At 71.5% G+C, this 24,133-nt stretch carries 19 protein-coding genes; 11 read left to right on the plus strand and 8 right to left on the minus strand.

The genetic code is table 11. The features are described from left to right. The first annotated feature begins 315 nt into the window (after nucleotides 1-315). Nucleotides 316-4,524, plus strand: coding sequence for a ricin-type beta-trefoil lectin domain protein (locus tag OG974_RS15005; RefSeq protein WP_327283201.1), 4,209 nt, complete (start codon nucleotides 316-318; stop codon nucleotides 4,522-4,524). 75 nt (nucleotides 4,525-4,599) lie between these two features. Here OG974_RS15005 and OG974_RS15010 read toward each other — a convergent pair whose 3' ends face one another. Beyond that, a complete protein-coding gene (locus tag OG974_RS15010) occupies nucleotides 4,600-5,790 on the minus strand; it encodes a lipid-transfer protein (RefSeq protein WP_327283202.1) in 1,191 nt (396 codons plus the stop codon). Nucleotides 5,791-5,814: 24 nt separating this feature from the next. Beyond that, nucleotides 5,815-7,947: an acyl-CoA dehydrogenase family protein gene (locus tag OG974_RS15015; RefSeq protein ID WP_327283203.1), complete on the minus strand. Its 2,133-nt coding sequence runs from the start codon at nucleotides 7,945-7,947 to the stop codon at nucleotides 5,815-5,817. Nucleotides 7,948-8,138: 191 nt separating this feature from the next. Here OG974_RS15015 and OG974_RS15020 point away from each other — a divergent pair, with 191 nt between their 5' ends. After that, nucleotides 8,139-8,534, plus strand: coding sequence for a hypothetical protein (locus OG974_RS15020; protein ID WP_327283204.1), 396 nt, complete (start codon nucleotides 8,139-8,141; stop codon nucleotides 8,532-8,534). A 67-nt stretch (nucleotides 8,535-8,601) separates the two neighbouring features. On the opposite strand, the gene OG974_RS15025 is transcribed toward OG974_RS15020, so the two are convergent. The 3 genes from OG974_RS15025 to OG974_RS15035 form a co-directional block, all read right to left on the minus strand. Beyond that, nucleotides 8,602-9,465, minus strand: coding sequence for a hypothetical protein (locus OG974_RS15025; RefSeq protein ID WP_371643412.1), 864 nt, complete (start codon nucleotides 9,463-9,465; stop codon nucleotides 8,602-8,604). A gap of 62 nt (nucleotides 9,466-9,527) precedes the next feature. Then, a complete protein-coding gene (locus OG974_RS15030; protein ID WP_327283205.1) occupies nucleotides 9,528-9,788 on the minus strand; it encodes a DUF397 domain-containing protein in 261 nt (86 codons plus the stop codon). Beyond that, a complete protein-coding gene (locus tag OG974_RS15035; RefSeq protein ID WP_328762602.1) occupies nucleotides 9,748-10,596 on the minus strand; it encodes a helix-turn-helix transcriptional regulator in 849 nt (282 codons plus the stop codon). The genes OG974_RS15030 and OG974_RS15035 overlap by 41 nt, the downstream gene beginning before the upstream one ends. 84 nt (nucleotides 10,597-10,680) lie before the next feature. Between OG974_RS15035 and OG974_RS15040 the strand changes: the two genes are divergently transcribed. From OG974_RS15040 to OG974_RS15065, 6 genes are all read left to right on the plus strand, one after another. Continuing rightward, nucleotides 10,681-11,118: an ATP-binding protein gene (locus OG974_RS15040; protein WP_371643415.1), complete on the plus strand. Its 438-nt coding sequence runs from the start codon at nucleotides 10,681-10,683 to the stop codon at nucleotides 11,116-11,118. A 102-nt stretch (nucleotides 11,119-11,220) separates the two neighbouring features. After that, nucleotides 11,221-12,234, plus strand: coding sequence for a polyprenyl synthetase family protein (locus OG974_RS15045; RefSeq protein WP_327283207.1), 1,014 nt, complete (start codon nucleotides 11,221-11,223; stop codon nucleotides 12,232-12,234). Nucleotides 12,235-12,380: 146 nt separating this feature from the next. After that, entirely contained in the window at nucleotides 12,381-14,222 is a 1,842-nt protein-coding gene (locus OG974_RS15050) for a serine/threonine-protein kinase (RefSeq protein WP_327283208.1), read from the plus strand. A 117-nt stretch (nucleotides 14,223-14,339) separates the two neighbouring features. Beyond that, entirely contained in the window at nucleotides 14,340-14,987 is a 648-nt protein-coding gene (locus OG974_RS15055; RefSeq protein WP_327283209.1) for a class I SAM-dependent methyltransferase, read from the plus strand. A gap of 265 nt (nucleotides 14,988-15,252) precedes the next feature. Continuing rightward, nucleotides 15,253-16,185, plus strand: coding sequence for an N-acetylmuramoyl-L-alanine amidase (locus OG974_RS15060; RefSeq protein ID WP_327283210.1), 933 nt, complete (start codon nucleotides 15,253-15,255; stop codon nucleotides 16,183-16,185). 137 nt (nucleotides 16,186-16,322) lie between these two features. Next, entirely contained in the window at nucleotides 16,323-17,129 is an 807-nt protein-coding gene (locus OG974_RS15065; RefSeq protein WP_371643418.1) for a hypothetical protein, read from the plus strand. A 78-nt stretch (nucleotides 17,130-17,207) separates the two neighbouring features. Here the strand turns inward: OG974_RS15065 and OG974_RS15070 are convergent, their stop codons facing one another. Beyond that, a complete protein-coding gene (locus OG974_RS15070) occupies nucleotides 17,208-18,341 on the minus strand; it encodes an IS30 family transposase (RefSeq protein WP_371643420.1) in 1,134 nt (377 codons plus the stop codon). A gap of 198 nt (nucleotides 18,342-18,539) precedes the next feature. On the opposite strand from OG974_RS15070, the gene OG974_RS15075 reads away from it, so the two are divergent. Beyond that, nucleotides 18,540-19,550 carry an LLM class F420-dependent oxidoreductase gene (locus OG974_RS15075; RefSeq protein ID WP_327283212.1) on the plus strand — a complete coding sequence of 337 codons (1,011 nt, stop codon included), beginning with the start codon at nucleotides 18,540-18,542 and terminating at the stop codon, nucleotides 19,548-19,550. A gap of 92 nt (nucleotides 19,551-19,642) precedes the next feature. After that, nucleotides 19,643-22,393 carry a PKD domain-containing protein gene (locus tag OG974_RS15080; protein ID WP_371643422.1) on the plus strand — a complete coding sequence of 917 codons (2,751 nt, stop codon included), beginning with the start codon at nucleotides 19,643-19,645 and terminating at the stop codon, nucleotides 22,391-22,393. 65 nt (nucleotides 22,394-22,458) lie between these two features. Here the strand turns inward: OG974_RS15080 and OG974_RS15085 are convergent, their stop codons facing one another. Further along, the gene (locus OG974_RS15085) at nucleotides 22,459-22,878 is read right to left on the minus strand and encodes a hypothetical protein (protein WP_327283214.1); all 420 of its coding nucleotides are present in this window, start codon (nucleotides 22,876-22,878) and stop codon (nucleotides 22,459-22,461) included. Nucleotides 22,879-23,024: 146 nt separating this feature from the next. Continuing rightward, nucleotides 23,025-23,672 carry a hypothetical protein gene (locus tag OG974_RS15090; RefSeq protein WP_371646824.1) on the minus strand — a complete coding sequence of 216 codons (648 nt, stop codon included), beginning with the start codon at nucleotides 23,670-23,672 and terminating at the stop codon, nucleotides 23,025-23,027. Between the two features lie 133 nt (nucleotides 23,673-23,805). On the opposite strand from OG974_RS15090, the gene OG974_RS15095 reads away from it, so the two are divergent. After that, complete coding sequence (locus OG974_RS15095) at nucleotides 23,806-24,108, plus strand: hypothetical protein (protein WP_371643424.1); 303 nt, start codon at nucleotides 23,806-23,808, stop codon at nucleotides 24,106-24,108. Nucleotides 24,109-24,133: the final 25 nt, after the last annotated feature.

The following is a 24,133-nucleotide window of genomic DNA, read 5'->3' on the forward strand; positions in this document are numbered from 1 at the left end:
CTTCCAGACATATGGACAGGCCAGCGCATCGATGTACGCACCTCGACAGTCCCCACCCCAAGTGCGCGGCCCGACAGGGCCGAAAGAAAGAAGGGGCCACGGCGGGCCCCACAAGATCAGCGGAACATTATTGCTGTGTACACGCAAACGCAATACCCTTCCCGCGAATCCACCCCGCCCGGGCGCCGTGCGCCGACCAGACCGACGAGTCCGGCGTGCGGGATGCCGGGGTGGAGCTTTCAGCACGCCTTACTCTGGGGGGAATCAGCGCTTATGCGCCATCATCGGCATCAACACACCAGACGCACTGTCGGCTTGATCACATCGCTGGGGCTCATGCTCGCGACGCCGGGGGCCGCGCTCGCGGCCACACCGGAGGCCGCGCCCGGCGCGCACTCCGTCACAGCCGCCACGTCCCCCACAGGCGCACTACCGAAGGCCCTCCAGCAGGCCAAGGCGGAGCAGAAGCCGGTCCCGATCACCGCCTTGACCACTCCGACCGCCGAAACCGTCGCGAACCCGGACGGGACCTTCAGTACGACCACACACATCAAGCCCGTTCGGGTACTGAAGTCGGGAAAGTGGAGCTCTCTCGATGCCGCCCTGCAGCGCAACGCGGACGGGACGTACAGCCCCCTCGCCACACCCGCCGGCGTCTCGCTCTCCGGTGGCGGTACGGGCCCGCTCGCAACACTGACGAACGGCGAGGGCCGGCGCCTCGCCATGTCCTTCCCCGTCGCGCTCCCCGCCCCCCGGGTCAGCGGCAGCAGCGCCCTGTACCCGAACGTCTTCCCCGGAGTGGACCTCCAGGCATCCGTCAGTGACCAGGGAGCGTTCAGCGAGGTGCTGATCGTCCACAACGCCGAGGCAGCGGCGAATCCGGCACTGCGCAGCCTGCGCCTGGCCACCAAGGCCGTTGGTCTGAATGTGGGCAGCGACTCAGCCGGCAATCTCCAAGCCACCACGCCTGAGGGAGCGATGGCGTTCACCAGCGCCACACCCCTCATGTGGGACTCAAGTAGCTCCACGCAGAGGACTCTTACGAGCGAGAGCTTCGTCACCGGCCGCAGCGCGGCGGCCGCCCAGGGCACCGGGACTCCACCGGCGCCGCTCGTCGATTCCCCGGGACGGTCGTCGGCCACCAGCCCCGGAGAAGGCGCCCAGGTGAAGCCGATCACCATCTCGGCACAGCCCGAGGCCTTGACCTTGACCCCCGATCTGGGGTTGTTGACGGGGCCGACGACTGCCTACCCGGTCTTCATCGACCCCGTGGTCAACCCCGTGACCTCGGGGACGGGCCACTACGTCGTGGCTCAGGAAGGCTGCCCGGGAGCGAACACCTATGACACCGCCCAGGACTGGGGCGAGGGCGTCGGCTACCAGCAGTACACCTCCAACTGCTTTGGGATGCAGGAATCGTTCTTTGAGATCAACACGAGCGCTCTCACGCCTCAGATGGTGATCCAGAAGTCGACTCTGTACCTCACCGAGACCTATGGCGCGGACCACGGCTGCTCGAACACGTGGCCGATCACCTTGAAGCACACGAACGGCATCAACAGCGGCACGAACTGGAACAAGCGGCCCGGTGCGATCGCCACGATCGGGACGCAGCAGATCTCCAGTGCCAGCCCTGCCAACGACTGCGGCTACAAGAGCGCCAACTTCGACGTCACCGACCGCATCAGGCAAGGGGCGTCGCAGGATGCCGACACCTGGACATTCGGCCTCTACGGCGACAGCAGCAAGACGATGTCGAACCTCGGCTTCATGCGGTTCAGCACCAACCCGTACCTCGTGACGGTGTTCGACATCCCGCCGTACGCTCCGGACTCCGTGAGCACCACCCCCGACTCCGCGAACCCCGCCGGCGCAGCCTGCAACAACGGTACTCGGGGCTGGATCGGCAGAACTTCCACCGCCTACGGAGTCACCAACTTCTCCCTCAACGCCCGCCTGACGACGCCCATGGAGGGCGTGAACCTCCAGGCCGTCTACATGGTCTGGGACGACATGAAGAACAACGGCAGCGGAGCCCCCGCCACCGTGTCCCAGCCCAGGAGCACCTACGTCGCGCCCGGGACGACCGCACGCACCAACGTGGGGATCACACTTGCCGACGGCCATGCGTACGGCTGGGGCGTCAAGGCCTTCGACGGCACCCTGGAAGGCCCCTGGACCCCGTACTGCGGTTTCAAGGTCGACCTGACGCCGCCCACCGCCGTCGCGTTCGCTGATTCGAAGGCGTTCCCCCCGCTCGCCAGCGGGCGCACGCCCACCGCACACGCCGGCGACACCGGGATCACCATCGCCGTCTCCAGCAAGGACGTCGCCCCTACCGGATGTGAGCTCTCGGCCTGCATCAAGAGCGACATCCGCCGGTTCGAGTACTCGCTCGACACGCCCATCCCGCCGACCGGTGCCCAGTCGATCGCCGTCACCCCCGACGCGAACGGCGCCGCCACTGCCAACATCCCGATCAACCTCACCGCCCAGCAGTGGGGCACGCACACCCTCTACGTCCAGGCCGTGGACGGGGCGAACAACGCCCGGCCCGCCGGATACCGCTTCTACGCCCCCTGGAACCCGGCGGCTCCGGTGACGGCGGGAGACGTGACCGGAGACGGCATACCTGACACCCTCCGGCCCGACCGCAGCGGAAGCGGCAGTCTGCTCCTCATCCCCGGCAACACCGACGCGTCCGCCACCGCGATCACGGCGTCGACAACGGCCCAGAGTCCCGACAAGACGGGCTGGGACAACTACCTCGTCACCCACCGCGGAAGCCTCAGCCAGTCCGGCGTCGACGACATCTTCGCCTACAACCGGAACACCCATCAGCTGTACGCCTACGGCAACGACGCATCCGGGATCGGCGGCACGCCCGGACACTTCAGCCTCACCCAGAGCGTGATGCCCATCTCGGCCAAGCCGGCGTGCAATCCGGCGGCTCAGTGCACCGGATATGCCGCGGACTGGTCGAAGGTCTCCCAGATCCTCGCGCCGGGCAGCTTCGACAATCCGCGCGGGCTCGCGGATCTGATCACCATTGAGGACAACCGCCTCTGGTACTACCCTGGTACCTCGTTCGGCGGCCTGCACCTTGACCAGGGCATGCTGCTCAGCTCCGGCGACTGGTCACGTACCACCCTCATCGCCCCGGGCAAGGTGGGTGACACTCCCACCTTGTGGGCACGCGACGACGCCACCGGCCGCATCTACAGCTACGCGCTGAAGTTCGATTCCAACGGCATCCCCGCCGCGTTGCTGGCACCTCCTTCGGCGCAAGCGCCCTCGACCGCCATCGCAACGCTCGACGCTGCGGTGTACCCGCAGGTCGGCTCCTACGGGGATCTGAACGGCGACGGACGTGCCGATCTGTGGGCGATCAATGCCAACCAGCAGCTCCTGGCCTTCAGCGGGACGAGCACCGGCTTCTCGCCGGCTCCCGTTTCCCTCGGAAACCTCAACGTGCCGGCAGCCCAGTGGAAGCTGACCGGCCACAGCGGCGGCATCACTCCGAGCACCGACGGCAAGTACCCGGCGACATCGTCCGGCATCACGTGGTCCACGGGCTCCATCGGCGGCGTCCAGACCTCGTACCCGGAATTCAAGGGGTCCCAGTCGACGATCACGGCCAACGGCCCCATCGTCGACGCGCAAAAGAGCTTCACCATCAGCACGTGGGCCAAGCCCGGATCCAAGACGAGCATCATCGCCAGTCAGGACATGAACCGCACCAGTTCGTTCTTCCTCTACGCGGATGCCAATTCCTCCCAGTGGCATTTCGCCCTGGCGAGCGCTGACTCCGATGGATGGCCATTCGACTACACCTACGCCGCCAACGACGCCGCGCGGTTCACTCCCGATGCCTGGACTCACCTGACCGCCGTCTACAACGCTCAGAGCGGCCTGATGAGCTTGTACGTCAACGGTGTCCTGGCCAGCACTGGCCAGCACAAGGCGTCCACCAGTCCGGCCTCTGGCGGACCGCTCGTCTTCGGCCGGTTCAAGGCCAACGGGGCACCGCAGGACAGCCTCACGGGCGGTGTCAGCAACTTCGCCGTATACCCCTATGCCGCTGCCCCCACCGCCCCCGGCACCGCCGGCCCGATCACCCTGGCCGCCGCCTCGGCCAACTGCATGGACAACGACTACGCCAGGCCCGACGACGGCAACAGGATCCAGGTCGCCCGGTGCAACGGCACCTCGGCCCAGAATTTCGAGGTCCGAGGTGACGGCACCCTCCGCGTCCAGGGCAAGTGCGTCGACGCCAGCAACGCCGGGACGGCCAATACCACGCTGCTCATGCTCTACACCTGCCACGCGGGACCGAACCAGCAGTTCGTGCCCCGTGCCGACGGCTCTCTCTACAACCCCGTCTCCGGCCGCTGCATCGACCTCGGAGACTTCAACACCACCCCAGGCACCCAGCTCTGGCTGTACGACTGCAACCTCTCCAACGCTCAGCGTTGGACCATCCCCGCACTGACCACGGCGTCTCTTCCCGTCCCCAGTCCGTAGCAACCCCGCCGGACAGACGACGGTCTCCCCAGCCCCACGGGGGTGGGGAGAGCGTCCAGGCGGGGCCTGACGGAATCAGCGTCGCAGCAGGGTGACGACGGCCGCGCCGCCCAGGCCTATGTTGTGGGCCAGGGCCGTACGGGCGCCCGGGACCTGCCGTGCGCCGGCCTGGCCGCGCAGCTGCCAGACCAGTTCCGCCGCCTGCGCCAGACCCGTCGCACCCAGCGGGTGGCCCTTGGAGATCAGCCCCCCGGAGGGGTTCACCACCCACCGCCCGCCGTACGTGGTCGCGCCCGATTCCACCAGCTTCCCGGCGGCGCCGTCCTCACACATGCCCAGCGCCTCGTACGTCAGCAGCTCGTTGATCGAGAAGCAGTCGTGCAGCTCGATCACGTCCACGTCCTCGATGCCGAGCCCGGACGCCGAGAACACCTGCCGCCCCGCCGCGGCGGTCATCGGCTTGCCGACGACGTCGATGCACGACCCCGACGCGAAGGACGCCTCCGTGTCCGTCGTCATCGCCTGCGCGACGATCTCCACCGCTTCGTCGTGCAGCCCGTGCCGGACCACGAACCGCTCCGAGACGACCACCGCGGCCGCCGCCCCGTCCGAGGTCGGCGAGCACTGGAGCTTGGTCAGCGGTTCGTGGATCGGCTTCGCGGCCAGGATCTCCTCGACCGTGTACACGTCCTGGAACTGCGCGTTCGGGTTGTTCGCCGAGTGCCGGTGGTTCTTGGCCCCGACCGCCGCCAACTGTGCGGCCGTGGTCCCGTACCGCTCCATGTGCTCGCGCGCCGCGTTCCCGAAGATCTGCGCGGTCGGCGGGGACATCTCGAAGCCGTGCCCGGCGGCCATGATCCCGTAGTGCCGGGCGACCGGCGAAGTCTTGAAGTCGGAGCCCGCGTCGGCGCCCCCGCCCAGTGCGCCCTTCTTCATCTTTTCGAAGCCGAGCGCCAGCACGCAGTCGCTGATCCCGCCCTCGACGAACTGGCGGGCCATCATCAGCGCCGTGGACCCGGTCGCGCAGTTGTTGTTCACGTTGTAGACGGGGATCCCGCTGAGCCCCAGTTCGTACGCGGCCCGCTGGCCGGCCGTGGAGGCCTGGAAGCAGTACCCGACCGGCACCTGTTCGACCAGGTCGTAGCCGATGCCCGCATCGGCCAGCGCCGCCGTCCCGGCCTCCTTCACCATGTCCCAGTACTGCCAGTCCCTCGACTCCGGCTTCTCGAACTTCGTCATGCCGACGCCCACGATGTACGACTTCATGCCCGACAACTCCTAGTCCCTGTCCTAGTCCCTGGGGAGGCCGAGGATCCGCTCGGCCACGACGTTGAGCTGGACTTGTGTGGTGCCCCCGGCGATGGTCAGGCAGCGGGACATGAGCATCTCGTGCACCGCCCGCTCCCCCGCCCCCTCTCGTACCGCGCCTGCCGGGCCCAGCAGTTCGAGCGCGAGCTCGGCGGTCCGCTGCTGGTGCGGGGTCTGGACGAGCTTGCGCACGGAGGCGCCGGCCCCCGGCTCCAGCCCCGACACCTGCTGGAGGGTGGTGCGCAGCCCGATGCAGGCGAGGGCGTGGGCCTCGGCGGTGAGCGCCCCGATCCGGGCCCGGTGGGCGCCGTCGAGTTCGGCCGAGCGGGCGATGAGCACTTCGAGGCCGGTGCCGAAGGTCATCTGGTCGGCCATGTAGACCCGCTCGTTGCCGAGCGTGTTGCGGGCGACCTTCCAGCCGTCGTCGGGTGCGCCGACGAGGGCGTCCGCGGGGAGCGGGACGTCGTCGAACCAGACCTCGTTGAAGAGGGCGTCGCCGGTGATCTCCTTGAGGGGGCGCACGTCGATGCCGGGGCTGTTGCGCATGTCGACGACGAAGTAGCCGAGGCCCTTGTGCTTGGGGGCGGCGGGGTCGGTCCGGGCCAGCAGGATCCCGAAGTCGGCGCTGTGCGCGGAACTCGTCCACACCTTCTGCCCGTTGATCTTCCAGGAGCCGTCCGCCGTCCGCTCCGCCCTGGTCCGCAGTGAGGCCAGGTCCGAGCCGGCTCCCGGCTCGGAGAAGAGCTGGCACCAGGTGACGTCCCCGCGCAGGGTCGCCAACAGGTACTTCTCGCGCTGTGCGTCGCTCCCGTAGGCGAGCAGCGAGGGCACGACCCAGGTGGCGATCCCCAGGTCGGCGATCTTGACTCCGGCCGCGGCCAGCTCCTGCTGGACGACGAGCTGTTCGACGGGCCCGGCGCCGAGCCCGTACGGGGGCGGCAGGTGGGGGGCCGCGTAGCCGGTGGGGGCCAGGACGCGGCGGGCGGCGGCCGGGTCGAGGCCGCGCGCGTCCTCGATGGCGGTCCGGGCCCGCTTCCGGTACGTCTCGGCCTGCGCCGGGAGTTCGAGGCGCAGCTCCCTCCGCGCACCGGCGGCTGCGAGCCGCACGGCCCGTACGCGGTGCCCGTCCCCGGGGCCGAGCAGTTGTCGGGCGACGATCGCGCGCCGCAGGTGGACGTGGGCGTCGTGCTCCCAGGTGAAGCCGATCCCGCCGAGGACCTGGATGCAGTCCTTGGCGCAGGTGTAGGCGGCGTCGAGTGCGTTCCCGGCGGCCAGGGCGGCCACGAGCGAGCGGACCTCCGCGGGCTCGTCGGCCGCCCGGGCGGCGTCCCAGGCCAGGGCCCGGGCCTGTTCGAGGCGCACCAACATGTCGGCGCACAGGTGCTTGATCCCCTGGAACCTTCCGATGGGCCGGCCGAACTGCTCGCGGACCTTGGCGTACTCGGTGGCGGTGTGCAGCGCCCAGGCGGCGGTGCCGCAGGCGTCGGCGGCGAAGAGCGTGCAGGCCAGGTCCCGGACCAGGGCGGCGTCGAGGTCGAGGAGGCGGCCGGGTGCCACGGTGACCCCGCGGGCCCGTACCTCGGCGGTGGGCCGGGTGGGGTCGGCGCTGTCGTGGGTGCGGACGTCCAGCGCTGCGGCGTCGACGGCGAACCAGCAGGTGCCGTGCGCGGCCTCGGCGGCGAGCAGGACGAGGTCGGCCTCCCCGGCGCCGAGCACGGGCGGCGCGAGCCCGTCGAGGAGGTGTCCGCCGCCTTCGACGGCGACGGCGGTCAGGCTTCCGGGGCCGAGGGCGACCGCGCCGACCCGCCCCGCGAGGGGTTCGGCTCCGGCCCGGTCCAGCAGTACGGAGGCCAGCGCGCTCGGCAGGTACGCCCCGGGCAGTGCGGCCCGGCCGGCTTCCTCGACCACGACGGCGAGGTCGAGCAGGGTCCCGCCCTCCAGGTGCGGCTCCAGCAGCCCCGACTCCGCCAGCGCGTCCCAGTAGGCGGGCCGCACCCCGGTCCGCGGCGGGCTGTCGAGCAGCTTGCGCACCTCCTCGGGCGGCACGGCGCGCGCCACCCAGCCGCGTACGGCCTCGGCCAACTCCCGCTGTTCCCCAGTGATTCCGATGCCCATGGGCAGGCAGGCTAGAACACGTTCCATTCTGACGGAAGGTCAGAACGAGAACGTGTTCTTCTCGGGCCGTCGGTTGCCGTCCGCGGCCGCCCGCAGCCTTCGGTGGCACGTCCGTGGACGGGCGATCCCGTGCCGGGTCCGTGCGGTGTGATGAACTGCGCTCCGTTCACCGCTGGCCACGAGGGGGAATCATGACTGCTGACGCTCCGGCACCACACGTGCCCGATCCCGCAATTGCGGCACCGGCCCACGCCGAAAACAGGCGCCGGGAAGCGGGCCGCATCGAGGGGTGGTCGATCGCGTGGATGCTCTTGGCCCTGACCCTCTGGGGAGGGTTCGTCTTCCTGATGCTCGCCGACTACGGACCCGACCACCAGGGCAGGGCCATGTGCCGGGGCCCGCTGGTCGGCCCGTCGACCAGGGACGCCGCGTGCCGCGACGACGCACTGCGCCAGTGGCCCGCCCTGCTGGGCGTCCTCGCGCTGGCGGCCGTCGCCACCGTGACCGCGGCGGCGACCACGGTGTACGCCAAAGTCCTCTCCCGCCTGGTACCCGGCGACGGGCCCGGCGCGCGGCCGCACGACTGAGCCCCGGCGGGGCCGGTCACGGCCGAGGGACGGTGCGCCCAGCCGCGTGACCGGATACCGGAGTGCGTCAGGTACGGCGCGGGACGGCCGCCAGCGCGGCCCGGGCGATCTCCTTCGCCTCGCTCTCGCAGGTCGCGCCGGGATGCTCGGCGCCGCCGAGGGCCACCCGCACGACGAGGTCGCCGTCACGCACGTGCAGCCGACAGGTCTCCGCGGCCTCGGGAGCACTCCAGTACGCGGCGTCCCCGGCACCCAGCGCGATCTCCTCCCGGCCGGATCCGAAACCGAGCCGCTGGGCCCGCGTCCCGCTGCCCGGGGTGCGGCCGCTGGGCTCCAGACGCCACTCGACGATGGCGTGCGGCGCCGGCTCGCGCTCGGTGACCGCGTCATAGGCCGGAAGCCAGGCGCAGTGCGTGAACGCCCGCTCGGGCAGGTCCTGGTAGCCGTCCTTTCGTCCCTCCGGGCCGGCAGCGGCAGCTTCACGGCCGCCTCGGCACAGGTCGGCAGGCTCAGGTACTCGTCCGCCTCGACCGGCGGACCCGGCGCCGGCTCCTCGCGCCCGCTCAGCGCGTACGCCGCCGCGGCCGCCGCCGCCAGGAGGACCGCCGAGAGCAGCAAGCTCCTCCTGCTCGGGCTCAGGCGCAGGCGCAGAAGCCGGCCTCGCGGTGCGTGCGCCCCCTGCGGCCGGGCCGCTCGCGCGGCGGTGGCCGTGGCGGTCGCCGCGTCCGGGTCCACGAACCTGCGAGGCCAGCCAGGGCGTCTTCGCGTCGGGGTCGGCGTCGATCACGGCCGCGGTGTACCCGCCGGCCACCCGCCGCGAGGCGTCCACCTCGCGGCGGAACCGCGCCCGGAACCCCTCGTCCTCGGCCAGCTCGGCATGTACCTGCTTGACCGCGACGTACCGCCCGTCCGGCGCCGCCGCCAGCAGCACCCGGCCCTCCCGCCCCGGCCGAGCACGGTGACCGTCCAGAACGGTCCTATGTGCTCCGCCCCTTACAGGGCGCCGACGAACGCAGCGAAGGCGGCAGGGCTCACGGTGAAGGCGGGACCGTCCGGGTTCTTGGAGTCCCGCACGGCGATGAGGCAGGGCCGGGCGGCGACCTCGACGCACTCGCCGCCGGTGCCGCCGCTATAGGAGGCCTTGCGCCAGGCGGCGGCACCGAGGGGGGCGCACTCGACACAGTCGCCGCCGGTGTTTCCGCTGTACGAGGACTTACGCCACCTTGCGCCCGTCAAGCCTTGGCTCGTGCCCATAACGCTCCTCCATTACACGGGCGATCAACGCCGCCGAGTCCTCCACCGAGAGAGCGGCGGCTTGCAAGTGAGCGTAACGAAGGGCGGCCTCCTTCACAGTGTCAGGGTTGGCCGACATGTGACCCGAGATGAGGTCCTCTGTGTACACGAGGTCTGGGTCGTCATCGAAGCGCAGAGTATTGAAGGATCCAATCAGGCTTGCGTGTTCACCTACGGAGTACGGGAGCACCTGCACTTGCACCCACCGCGAGTCCCGCAGACCCAACAAGTGATTCAGTTGCTTCCGCATGACCGCTCGCCCACCGATCGGCCGATGCAGTGCCGCCTCGTCAAGCACCACCCAGACCATGGGTGGACTCTCCCTGGCCAGGATCCGATGGCGTTCCATCCGGGCGGCCACCAGCTCGTCAAGGTTGTCCGGAAGGCCCGTCGCCAGCACCGCCCGCGCGTACTCCTCCGTCTGCAACAGCCCGTAGACCAGCTGCGCCTGGTAACTGGAGATGTACGTCGCCTTCGCCTCCATCTCCGCATACGCCTGGAACCAGTGCGGCAGCTGACTCCTCAGCACCAGCCCCACCAGCCGGGAGAATGCCCCGTTCGTGTCGAGCGCCGCATCCACCCGCTCGGAGAAGTCCCGCGTCGGGACCTTCCTGGCCGTCTCGATCTGCCCGATCAGCGAGGCCGTGCAGAAGACGATGTCCCCGAGCTGCCCCTGTTTCAGACGGGCCTCCTCCCTCAGGCGGCGCAACTCCGAGCCGTAGTAGTCCAGCGGAGAGGCGCTCGGGTCGAGATCGCGGATGTTGACCATGAGGAGGTCACCCCCAAGTACACGCCGTGCAGCGTTCGTTTCGGTCCGTAGCCGAGCGTAACCACACCACCTCACGCTGGTGCCGTGAATCACGTAACTGAGTACTCAGCAAGCGAAGTTGGCGAGAGCTACCGGATGGGCTTCACCGTCGGTGAGCATTCGGCCCGGCACATGCGGCGCATCCTGCGGATCTACCTGGCCAGTTGGGGTCTGGCCGGGCTGACGCACTCCGCCGAGCTGGCGCTGACCGAGCTGGTTTCCAACGTCGTCCGGCACGTCCCCGGGCGGGGTTGCTCGGTGCTCATCCTGTGCGGGCCGGGCGGGCTGCGGGTCGAGGTGACGGACTGCAGCCGGGAACCGGTGCGCGTCGCGCGCGGTGACGACGGAGAGCTCGGCGAGGGCGGGCGCGGGCTGCTCCTGGTCGAGGCCGTGACCGACCGCTGGGGCGCGGAGGCGACGGCCGCCGGCAAGACGGTGTGGTTCGAGTGCGACGCGCCCCGCCACGAACCGGCAAGAACATAAACCGGCCGTGGCCTGAAATCGCTCTGGATACCCTCGGTATCAAATGATCCAATCTGGGGCGTTCACGCCACCCCCTATTCACCTCCAGGACGGAAATCACCCGTGAATTCCCTCACGTACGTGGACCTGCACCGGCAGGTCTCCTTCGACATCCAGAAGGAAATGGAGACCGCTCTCCTGAGGCTCGCCCCCGCCTCGGGGTCGAGCGCCGCCAAGAGCGCGGTGGGCAGACTCCTGCGGCATCAAAAAATGCGGCACCCCCTGTCGGTGCTCCCGATGATGGTGCACGCCGTCGAGACGGGTGATCCCGGACCGGCCGTCCCGCTGTCCGCCGTGCACCTGCTGTGGTGGACCTCGGCCTGCTACCTCGATGACCTGGCCGATGGTGACGGAACGACCGCTTCCGAAAGCCTGGACCAGAACGAGGCGCTCCTGGCCTCGACGCTCAGCGGAACGGTGCTCCCGATCCGGATCATCCGGGCGCTCCCGGTGCCGGCGGGAGTGCAGGGCGCGCTGACGGCGGAACTCGCGACCGGCTGGGTCGTGGGCGTCGAGGGGCAGCTGAGCGATATGGCCGGAGACGCCGAGAGCGCCACCCGGAACTCCGTGATCGCGGCCTACCGCGGGAAATCCGGCGGCCCCTACTCGATGATCACGGCGATGGCGGCGATATTGTCGGGCGCGAGTGACGAGAGAGTGGAGTTGTGGCGGGAGTTCGGATACCTCTTCGGTATACTCTGGCAAATATTCAACGATCAGGAAGACATCCTGTCGGGCCGCAATGAGGACCTCCGCAACGGGACGGTCACCTACCTGCTCAGCTGCGCCCTCGACGACGCCCCCGACCTCCGGGCCCGGGAGGAGCTCCTCGACTGGTGCGCCGCCGCACGGCACTCGGAGCGGGCGCGCACGGAACTCACCCGCCTCCTCCTCTCGCCGGAGGTGCTCCACCCGTACTCCGCGGAACTCGACGCCTTCCGCAAGGAGGCCCACCGCCTGCTCACCGACCTCGGAGGGCACGAACACCACCTGCCGCCCATGCGGCACCTCGTGGACCACGCGGCCCAGATGCTCCTGCGGCCGGCCCTCACCCCTGCGGTGGCGGCCTCCGCGTAGGGCGCCACCACCGCGGCAGTCCAGCCGCGCACCGCCGCCGGCGCGGGCCGACCGGGACTCGGATCCGATCGGGGCGGCACCCGCTCATGCAGGGACATAATGCTCCTACCGAGCGAGTGGATCACGGTGTAACGGGGGCCGACGGCGTGCGGGAACTGATCGACGACCGGTACGAGCTCGACGAGTTGCTCGGCCGGGGCGGATTCGGCGAGGTCTGGCGGGCCAAGGACAGCCGAGTGGGCCGCTGGGTCGCAGTCAAGATCGGCTATCCGCAGACGTACGAGGACACGCGCCGCTTCGAGCAGGAGGCGAGGCTCGCCGGGAACCTCGCGCACCCCAACATCGCCACCCTCCACGATTTCGGCCGCACCGAACGCGCCGGGCGCAGCGCGGTCTTCCTCGTCATGGAGTTGCTGCAGGGCCGGAGCCTGGACGGCGTCCTGGCCGACGGCGTGCCACCGCTCGCCGACGCGCTGGACTGGACGATGCAGGTGGCGGCCGCGCTCGGGGCCGCGCACGACGCGGGAGTCGTCCACCGGGACGTCAAACCGGCCAACGTGATGGTCACGGAGGGAAGCCGGCTCGCGAAGGTCCTCGACTTCGGCATCGCCAAGGCCCAGGACGGTCCCGGGACGGAGCTGACGGCGACGGGCATGGTCATCGGCTCGTTCCCGTACATGGCCCCGGAACGCTGGACCGGCGGCGCCAACGGGGTTCCCGTCGACGGGCGGGCCGACCTGTACGCCCTCGGCTGCGTCCTCATGGAGCTGCTCACCGGCTCGCGGCCCTTCCCCGCCGGGCAGATGCACGAACTCCTGGCCCTGCACCTCACGGCCGCGCCGCCCGCGCCGAGCTCCCTGCGGGCGGGGCTGCCGGCCGCACTCGACCCCCTCGTACTGGACCTGCTCGCGAAGGACCCCCGCCACCGTCCCGCGAACGCCCGCGAGGTGAGCCGGCGGCTGGCGGAGATCGCCCGGGGCGAACGGGACGGCCCCGGCCGTCCCGCCGACCCCCGCGTGGCGGTGCGGTCGCCGGAGCGGGACGCGGCAGCGGCGTCCTGGCCGCCGCTGCCGGCCTACGCCCCCACCGTGCACACCCCGGCCGGGGATCCCGTCCGGGTGATGCTGGGCCAACGGCTGACCCGCCTGCTGGAGGACGCCCCGGCCGGCCTCACGGATCGGCTGGGCATGCTGGTCGCCGATCTGACGGAGGAGCTCGGTGCGAGCGACCCGTTGACGGTGCGGGCCGCCTACCACCGGGCCGTGAGCGTGCGCGGGCAGTCCCCCACCGACCTGGAGCGGATCCTGCCCCGCATGATGCGGGTCCTCGGGCTGGCGGACCCCGACACGATCACCGCCCGTGCCGTGTACGTCGGCGAAGCCGCGGCCCACGGCCCCGGCGACGGCCGCCGCCACGAGGGCGAGCTGCGCGAGATCATCGAGCAGGCGGGCCGGGTGCTCGGTCCCGGCGATCCGGTGACGCTGGTCGCCCGGTACCACCTGGCCGGTGCGCTCCACCGCGGTGCGCGCGACCGCGACGGCCAGTGGGACCCGCGCACGCCCGAGCGGGCGGAGAGCGAACGCGCCTGGCTGGGGCCGCTGTTGCCCGACCTGGAACGCGCGCTGCCGGCCGGCAGTCCGGTCCTGCTCGACATCCGGCGTCGCCTCGCGCACGACGCCTGGCTGGTCGGTGATTTCGCCGCCGCGGCGCCCCTGTACCTGAGGCTCTTCCCCGACCTCGAAGAACTCGCGGAACACGGCGATCCGGAGGTGGGCTACCGCGTGCTGCGCAGCATCGGCGAGGCGGGGGATCCCGCACTGGCCCTGGCGCACATCAATCCGCTGCTGCACCGCCTCCCCCTGCTCTTCGGGAACACCCACTGGCTGGCCCAGGAGCTCTCCGACACCCGGGCGGACTTCCGGCGGGCCCTGCGCGAGCAGCGACGGGCGAGCGGGGACGGCGGCCTGTCCCGGCTGTTCGGCCGCTGACCCCGGGCCGCCGACCTCGGCCGCCGGCCCGGGGCGGGGGCCGGGGACCCCGGCCGTAGCGGCCTACCGGGCGGTAGGGCAGCATGGGCCGCCCACACGCAGCGCAGGAGGAACCCCATGGCCCCCGCCACCCCCAAGCCGGAGACCCTCGCCGCCTTCGAGGCAGCCAAGGGGTTCATGCCCGTACGCGAAGGCCTCGCCCTGTACGAGGCCGCCGCCGGGGCGGCGGCGCTGGGCCTGCCGCTGCTGGAGGTCGGCACGTACTGCGGGCGCTCCACGATCCTGCTGGCCGATGCCGCCCGCGAGGCCGGGGTGGCTGCGATCACGGTCGACCACCACCGGGGCAGCGAGGAGCAGCAGCCGGGCTGGGAGTACCACGACCCGACCGTCGTGGACCCGGAGGTCGGCCTGATGGACACCCTCCCGACCTTCCGCCGCACCCTCCACAAGGCGGGCCTGGAAGACCACGTCATCGCGATCGTGGGCCGCTCGCCGCAGGTCGCCGCGGCATGGGGCGGCGGGCTCGGATTCGTCTTCATCGACGGCGGCCACACCGACGAGCACGCCAGTGGCGACTACGAGGGCTGGGCCCCGCACGTCGCCGAGGGCGGCACGCTCGTCATCCACGACGTGTTCCCGGACCCGGCCGACGGCGGCCAGGCCCCGTACCGGATCTACCTGCGCGCCCTCGCCTCCGGTGCCTTCGAGGAGGTCTCGGTGACCGACTCCCTGCGGGTCCTGCGCCGCATCGCCCCGGGCATCTGACCCCGCCGGCCAGACCTGGCGCAGCCGACCCTGCCGAACCTGGCGCAGCGTCGAGCCCCATCCGGGGCCGCGTCGGGCCCCCGCCCGGGTCCTGGGGCGGGCACCGCTCGGCTTCCGTCGGCGGCACAGCCGTCGACGCCTGCCGGGCCGGCTGCCCGGCTGAGGCCCGGCCGGCCGATCCGGGCGCATAAGCGGATAATCTCACCACGCCCCCGGATGGCCCACGGTCCGCGCCGTCGGCGGAGCGCCGGTCTAGGCTCGCGGCGTGCGCTACGACGACAGTCCCCCAGCCCCCGAGTCCGCCTCCTCGGTCAGCCCGGAGCGGCGGTGGTTCGCGCGCCGCTCCGGCCTCGCCGTCGGGGCGGCCCTGCTCGCCCCGACCGCCCTGGCGGGGTGGGTCCTCATCCAGCTGACGACCGGGGCGGGGGCGGACGACGCCCGCCCGCCGCGGATCGTGATGCCGGCCGGCTCCGCCTCCGCCGCCACCGACGCCACCCCGAAGGCCGACCCGAGCCCCTCCAAGGGCCCGCTCGCCGGCCGGACCGTGGTCATCGACCCCGGCCACAACACCGGCAACTTCAAGCACACCTCCGAGATCGACGAGAAGGTCGACATCGGCACCAACCGCAAGGAGTGCGACACCACCGGCACCACCACCAACTCGGGCTACATGGAAGCCGAGTTCACCCTCGACGTGTCCCGTCGGCTGCGTACCGTACTGGAGGCCAAGGGCCTCAAGGTGGTTCTCACCCACGAGGCCGACCGCGCCTGGGGCCCCTGCATCGACGAGCGCGCCCGCATCGGCAACGGGGCCGCCGCCGACGCCGTGGTCTCGGTCCACGCGGACGGCGTCTCCGAGGGCAACCGCGGCTACCACATCATCCTCCCGGCCAAGGTCAAGGGCGGTGCCGCGGACACCGCCCCGATCGTCGGCCCCTCGCGGGACCTGGGCGAGCGGATCGCCTCGAACTTCGCCCGGACCACCGGCTCCGCCCCCGCCAACTACCTCGGCAGCGGCACCGGATTGGTCGTCCGCGACGATCTGGGTGGACTCAATCTCTCTACCCGGCCCAAGGTGTTCATCGAATGCGGCAACATGCGTGACGCCAAGGACGCGGCGCTGCTGACGAGTCCGGAGTGGCGCCAGAAGGCGGCGCAGGGCATCGCGGACGGCATCGTCGGCTTCTTGGGCGGGTAGTCCCCTCCGGGACAGCCCGCCGCCCCGATCCTCTCGGTCGCGGTGAACCTCCGTACCATGGTCCCGCCCGCCCCGCTCCTGCACGTGCGCGACCGCGGCACCACGAGACGACCGAGACCGAGAAGGACACCTAAGACGTGAACATCCGCTCCCTCACTCGAGGCGACGGCGTGGTGATCGGAGCAGCGGCGCTGCTGTTCATCGCCTCGTTCCTCGATTTCTACTCCGCGACCGGCATCGACATGCCGGGCGCGTGGGACACCGACGCGTACGGGCTGGTGCTTCCCTGCATCTTCCTGCTCGCTTTCATCGCGACCGGCCTGCTGATCGCCGGCCGCTTCCAGCCGGAGAGCCGCAAGCTCGCGGGCCTGCCGCTGCCCGCCTGGGGGACGGTGCTCGCGATCGCGGCGGCCTGGTCCTCGCTCTGGTCCCTGATCGCCATCCCGAGCAGGGTGAGCCTCGGCCCGGGCTGCATCATCGCCTTCCTCGCCACCCTCGCGCTGGCCGGCGCGGCCGGCGCCGACAAGAAGGTCCCGGCGCTCGCCGGCCCCCTTCTGCCGGAGCCGAAGCCCGTCGCCCCCGCGCCGTTCGGGGCGCAGCCGCAGCCCGGCGCCGGGTACGGCTACCCGGGCGGCCAGCAGCAGCCGTACGGGGCCACGCCGCAGCCGGTCCCGCCGTACGGCGGCACCCCGACCCCGACCCCCGCGCCGGCCCCGCAGGACGCGACGCCCGCCCCGGCGGCGGACTTCACCCCGTTCTGGTTCGCGGTCCCGGTGGCCCGCCCCCTCTTCGCCGAGGACGGCTCCCCCACCCCGATCGCCGAACTCGCGCCGGGCACCTGGTACCTGGCCGTGGACCAGCGCGGTCCGGCCACGCTGATCGCCCAGACCCAGGACGGCCGTCGCGGCGTCCTGAACGACACCTCGGGCATCCAGCGCGGCTGACCCGCACCGCACGGCACCACCGACGGCCCCCCGCCCTTGGCGGTTTCTAGGGATCGTCGCAACACCTGGTTGGTTTGATCAGGCGGCAAGTAGTTTATGCAGGCGCTCGGCTGGGGTCTCCCAGCCGAGCGTTTTGCGTGGGCGCCCGTTGAGCTGGGCCGCGACGGCGTCGAGGTGGTCGCGTCCGTGGACGGACAGGTCGGTGCCCTTGGGGAAGTACTGCCGCAGCAGGCCGTTGGTGTTCTCGTTCGAGCCGCGCTGCCAAGGGCTGGCGGGGTCGCAGAAGTAGACCGGGATGTCGGTGGCATCGGTGAACGAGCCGTGCGCCGCCATTTCGCTGCCTTGATCCCAGGTCAGCGAGCGCACCAGGTGTGCGGGCAGCGTCTGAACCGTCTCGACGAGGGCGTCGCGGACGTGTTCCGCGCTGCGGCCGTCGGGCAGGTGCAGGAGCATCACGTAGCGGGTGGCGCGTTCGACGAGGGTGCCGATCGCGGAGCCGTTGTCTTTGCCGATGATCAGGTCGCCTTCCCAGTGGCCGGGCACGGCCCGGTCCTCGACCTCGGCCGGGCGTTCACTGATCATGACCATCGGGGTGGTGAAGCGGGGCTGGCGCTGCTGGGCCTGGCGGCGCGGTGTGCGGCGGGCGCGTCCCAAACGCAGGGCGCGGGCCAGCTCTCGGCGCAGTTCGCCGCGGCCCTGGACGTAGAGGGCCTGGTAGATCGTTTCGTGGACCACGTGCATCTCCGGCCGGTCGGGGAAAGTCCGGCGCAGACTCTCGCAGATCTGCTCCGGGCTCCACTTCAGGTCCAGGCCGTCCTGGACGAAGTCCTGCAGCACGGGGTTCTGGCCGATCTTCCCCGGCTTGGGGCGGGGCCGGCGGGCGTCGGCGCGGGCCTGGGCCGCGTGCGGCCGGTACTGGCCGTTACCCGGGTGCCGATTGCGGCGGATCTCCCGGCTGACCGTGGACGGGCTGCGGCCCAGCTCGGCCGCGATCGTACGGATGGCTGCCTTCTCGCGTAGCCGGTCGGCGATGTGGATCCGGTCCGCCTCGCGCAGAAAGCGCGAAGGACCGGACGAGGGCGCTACCGCTGTGAGCGGTAGCGCCCTTCCGGTCCTGCCGGACGGGGCGCGGCCGTTACGCCACCGCTTCCCCGTCCTGAGGTTGATACCGACGATCCGGCACGCTTCCCGACTGCTCACGCCTTGCTGCATGAGCTGAAGGTAGGCACGCCGTTCCTCGGTCAACGAACGGCGTCCCCGGTTGACTGAACGGTCCCGGATCTCGAAGTCCATCGCACTCCCCGAATCGGGGTGTTGCGACGATCACTAGAACTCAAGCTTCCGGGCGGGGGGCCGTTGCCCTACAGTCACCTGACGCATCGTCAGATACGGCTGGAGGGGACGACGTACATGCGCCTCGGACTCGCACTCGGCTACTGGGGCCGCGGCCCCGACCGCGCCCACCTCGACCTCGCCACCGAGGCCGAGGACCTCGGCTACCACTCGGTGTGGACCGCCGAGGCCTGGGGCTCGGACGCCTTCACCCCGCTGACCTGGATCGCCGCGCACACCTCACGGATCCGCCTCGGCACCGCCATCGCCCAGATGGCCGCCCGCACCCCCACCGCCACCGCCATGCACGCCCTCACCCTGGACCACCTCTCGGGCGGCCGGATGATGCTCGGCCTGGGCCTGTCCGGCCCGCAGGTCGTGGAGGGCTGGTACGGGCGCCCCTTCCCCGCGAGCCCTCTCACCGCGACCCGCGAGTACGTCGACGTCGTCCGCCAGGTGCTGCGCCGCGAGGGGCCCGTCACCCTCGACGGACGCTTCCACCAGCACCCGTACCGCGGCGCGGACGCCAGCGGCATCGGCAAACCGCTCAAGCCCATCACGCACCCGCTGCGCGCGGACCTGCCGATCCTGTTGGGCGCGGAAGGCCCGAAGAACATCGCCCAGACGACCCGGATCGCGGACGGCTGGCTGCCGCTGTACTGGTCGCCGACCCGCACCGACGTCTACGAGGCCTCCCTGACCGACCTGCCCGAGGGCTTCATGATCGCCCCGATGGCCCGGGCCAGGGTCTGCGACGACGTCGCCGAGGGCCTGCTGCCCGTCAAGGCCATGCTCGGCTTCTACATCGGCGGGATGGGTCATGCGGCCCGCAACTTCCACGCCGACCTGATGGCCCGGATGGGCTACGAGAAGGAGGCCCGTCGCATCCAGGAACTCTTCCTCGCCGGACGCAAGGAGGAGGCGGTCCTCGCCGTACCGGACGCCTTCGCCGACGAGATCTCCCTGATCGGCCCGCGCGAGCGGATCGCCGAACGCCTCGAACTGTGGCGGGGCGGCCCGGTCACCGACCTGCTCCTGACGGCCCCGGACCCGCACACCCTGCGCGTCCTCGCGGAGCTCAACAGCTAGAGGTCCGGTTGTGAGGATCTGAAGTGACAGCGACTGCCCCAAAGAAGGATGATCATCGCTGCTCGTCACGTCTTCTCGAAGGAACCCTTCTGTTGCGTCCCACTGGTGCGACCGTCCTGCTGACCGCGGGTCTCGTCACCCTCCTCGGGGTCCCGGCCGCCGTCGCCGCCGACGCCCCGTCCACCCTCTACGTGGACAACGACCGCGCCGTGACCGACTGTTCCGATGCCGGGCCCGGTTCGCTCGACCTGCCGTACTGCACCATCTCGGCGGCGGCCGGGGCCGCACGGCCCGGCCAGACCGTGCGCATCCACACGGCCAAGCCGTATCCCGAAGCCGTCACCATCGGCCGCTCCGGCGAGCCGGGCAAGCCGATCGCCTTCGTCGCCGACGGGCCGGCGGCCGGTGACCTCGTACAGATCGGCCAGGGCCAGGCCCTCAGGGTCGACGGCGCCTCCCACGTGGTGCTGCGCGGGCTGCGCTCCTCCGGAGGGGTCCAGGTCAGCCGTTCCACCGACGTCGAGCTGGACCGGATCACCAGCGCCACGGCCGGCGCCGCCTCCCTCGTCGTGGACTCGGGCAGCACCGACGTGCGCGTGACCAGGAGCAACCTGCTCGCTCCGGCCCGGATCGAGGGCGGCGCCCGCGACACCGTGCTGAGCCGCAACCAGATCCGGGGCCGCATCACCGCGACGGTCGACGCGGTCGAGGCACCCGGCACCATCGTCACCAACAACACCCTCTACCTCGGCTGTGATGCGGCCGTCTCGTTCCGCAGCAACTCTTCCGGCTCCGGGGCGTTCAACAACCTGATCTACATCGGCAACCCCACCTCGTGCGTCAACCCCGATCCCCGCAGCGGCATCCTGGTGGGACAGAGCGCCGCGGCCGGCACCCGCGCCGACTACAACCTGCTGGCCGGCTTCCCGGCGGACGGGGTCATCGCCTACAAGTGGGCCGATGCCGGCTACGCCACCGCGGCGGCGTTGCAGGCCGCCACCGGACAGGGCGCGCACGACGTCCTGACCCCGTCGGCGCAGGGCGTGGGCCCCGTGGACGGCTCCCCCACCATCGACTCCGGCGACCCGACGGCGCCGGGCGTCCTGCCTACCGACTACAACGGGTACCCGACGGCGGACGACCCGCGCGTGCCCAACACGGGCAAGGACGGCGGCTTCATCGACCGCGGCGCCCGCGAGACCCAGGACGACCTGCGCAGCGTCCGGCTGGAGATCGCCCAGAACTGGGCTCCGGTCGGTACCACGGTCCGGGCGAAGGCCATCGCGGACAACACGTGGCCGGGCACCCTCACCCACCACTTCGACTTCGGCGACGGGACGGCTCCGGTCGTCACCAAGACGGCCACCGCCGAGCACGTCTACCAGGCGCCGTGCGCGTGCACGGTCAAGGTGACGGCGGTCGACTCCGCCGGGCGGAAGGTCTACGACCAGCAGCCGACCAAGGTCACCGCGGCCGGTCCGCTGACCACGGCCCTCACCGGCCGGGCGGTCTTCCCCACCGCGGACGCCCCCAGGGAGTTCGTCCCGCCGCTGTCCGTCGAGGTCGATCCGCGGACCACCGCCGCACCGTGGCCGGTCCAGCGGATGGACCTGGACTTCGGTGACGGCACGAAGGACGTCCGGGACGCACTGGACCCGGTCCGGCACGCCTACAAGCAGCCCGGCACGTACGAGGTGACGGTCACGCTCCAGGACGTCAAGGGCGCCACCTCCACCGCCGAGCGGACCGTGCAGGTCGCCTACGCCCCGGCCGGCTACGTCGCCCTCGACCCGTTCCGCGCACTGGACACCCGCACCACCAACACCCCCGTCCAGGGTGGCACCGCAACCCCGATCACCCTGCCGGTCGTCTACACCGGCTCCGGCCCGAGCCACACGGCCGGCGCGTCCGCGGCGATCTTGAACGTGACGGTCACCGGGGCCACCGAGGACACCCACCTCAGCGTCTGGGCCGCGGGTCAGCCCCGCCCGGTCACCTCGAACGTCAACGTCAAGGCGGGCGGCACCTCCTCCAACACCGTCACCGTCCCCATCGGCGCGGACGGCAAGGTCTCCGCGCAGCTCAACTCCGGAACGGCCGCGCTCATCGTGGACTTCGTCGGCTACTACCAGCCCAACGGCGGGCAGCGGTTCTCCCCGCTCTCCCCGACCCGCGTCGTCGACACCCGCACCGCGGGCGGCGCCCTGGGCGGCGGGCAGACCCGCACGGTGAAGGTCGCAGGGGTCAGCGGGATCCCCGCCGACGCCACGGCCGTCGCCCTCAACCTCACCGGCACCGGCGCGACCGAGAACGGCCACGTCATCGCCTACCCGGACCCGGCCAGGCGCCCGGCCACCTCCAACCTCAACCTCGAACCCGGCAAGGACAAGTCCAACCAGGCCATCGTCCCCGTCGGTCCGGACGGCACCATCACCCTCTACACCAACACCGGCTCCACCCACCTGGTCCTGGACGCGGTCGGCTACTACGCCAAGGACGCCGAGGCGCTGTTCACCCCCGTCGTCCCCCAGCGCCTCGCCGACACCCGCAGCACCGGGAAGCTGGCCCCCGGCGCCACCACCACCGTCGCCGGGCTCCCGGCGAACACGATCGGTGCGGCGCTGAACGTCACGGCCACCGACACCACCGGCCCCGGCTTCCTCACCGTCCACGGACACGGCAGCACCCGCCCCGAGGCCAGCAGTCTCAACACCCGGACCGGTGAGACCGTCCCCAACCACGTCACCAGCCCGGTCGGTGACGGCCGCATCAGCATCTGGAACAGCTACGGCGGCAGCAACCACGTGATCACCGACCTGTTCGGCTACTTCACCCGGGGCTGACGTCCCCGCAGCACGCCGGAGCCCCGGTCACCGCGCACTGCCCGGCGACCGGGGCTCCCCGCGTGTCAGGGCGACGGTTCGTCCGCGTCCGGCGGCGGCACGGCCGCCAGCAGTTCCCGCAGGTCCAGCGGCATCACCGCGATCTCGATGGTCCCGCCGGCCGCGCCGCCCTCGCCGCTCCCGTACGTGCAGGCCACGATCCGCGATCCGGGGTTGATGGAGATCCCCTCCTTCACGGACGGCGCCCGCACCCCGGTCGCCAGGCCGCCGGGCAGCGCAACGGGCTCACCGCGCCGGGGCACCCAGCGCACCCCGCCGGGGCCGGTGAACACCCGGCCCATCCGCCAGCGGCCCGCGCCGGCCGGGTGCCGCACCATGCACGGGATCCCCTGCGGTGACCCGGCGGCGACCCGCTGGCGCTGCTTGCGCCGCACCAGCCACCCGGCCCCGACGGCGGCGGCCGCGACCACCAGGAATTCGATCATCCGCCCATTGAAACAGCCGGGCGGGCGGGCGGCCCCGGCAGGGCAGCGGCAGGCCGGACGGGCGACGCTGCCCGTCCGGCCCGGCGACCTGCCCGGCCCACCCGGGTTGCCGACCTACCCGGCCCGCCCGGCCTGGATCCGGAGGTCTACCCGCCGCTCAGCTGGGAGACGCTCGGAACCCTGTCGGTCACCGTGGCGCCCGCGCTCTTGCCGGCGCCCTTGACCCCGTTGATGACGTCCTCGAAGGAGCCGATGTCGGCATCGCCCGCGCTACCCGCGCGCAGCTTCGAGCCCAGCCCCTTGAGGGACGCGATGCCCGCCGTCAGCGGCACCATCGCCTTCGACAGCAGCGGGTCGCCCTTGGCGTTGTCCGCCGCCGCCTTCAGCCGGTTGTACGCGAACGCGCCCGCGAGGCCCGCCTTGATGAGCGCGAACGTACGACCCTTGGCGCCCTTCTTGAACTTGCCCGCACGGTACGGCTTGATGATCCACTGGTAGGTCGCCCCGGCCGCGAGCCCCGCGTTGGCGACGAAGCGCGTCTTGGCGAACTTCTGCTTCTCCGCGCTGGTGGTGGGCGTGGGCTCGGCGAGGGCCGCGACCTCCGCCGCTTCCGCCGCCTGCCACGCTTCGGGCGCCGCCACTTCGACGGCCGGCGCCGCGGGCACGGACAGGGCCGCGTCCTCGCCCCGGCCCCTGCCGCCACCTTCGCTGCCGCAGGCGGTGGCGCCGGCGAGCAGCGCGCCGGACACGAGCAGGGCGGTGAAGGCGCGTCGGAATCGGGTCGTACTGGGTATGGACACGCTGGGTATGGACACGTGAGCCTCCGGGGAGTGAGGTGTCTCCCGCAGCGTCACCCGGGCCCCGGCACTGCGCCACTTGGATGACCCATTCGGGTTTGCTTCACCCCGACGGGGCAAGACGCGCTGCATGCGCACACACACCGGAGTACACGCCCGCGGAGGCGTTCAAGCCGGCCGGGTCGTCGCCACGGTGGCGGACGTGCTGGCCTTCACGATCGGCCTGTGGATCCTGCTCTACTTCCTCGAAGCCAACCGGGGCAACGGCCTGGTGGAGTTCATCCACGACGCCGCGAGCTGGCTGGCCGGCTGGTCCTACGACCTGTTCACGTTCGACCGGGAATGGGTCCAGGTGGTGGTGGGCTACGGCGTGGCGGCCGTGGCGTACCTCGTCCTGGGCCACCTCATCGCGGGCCGGCTCTACCGCCGCTGACCGCGAGCCACGTACGGGCAGGCCG

This window comes from Streptomyces sp. NBC_00597 (assembly GCF_041431095.1).
Taxonomy (GTDB): domain Bacteria; phylum Actinomycetota; class Actinomycetes; order Streptomycetales; family Streptomycetaceae; genus Streptomyces.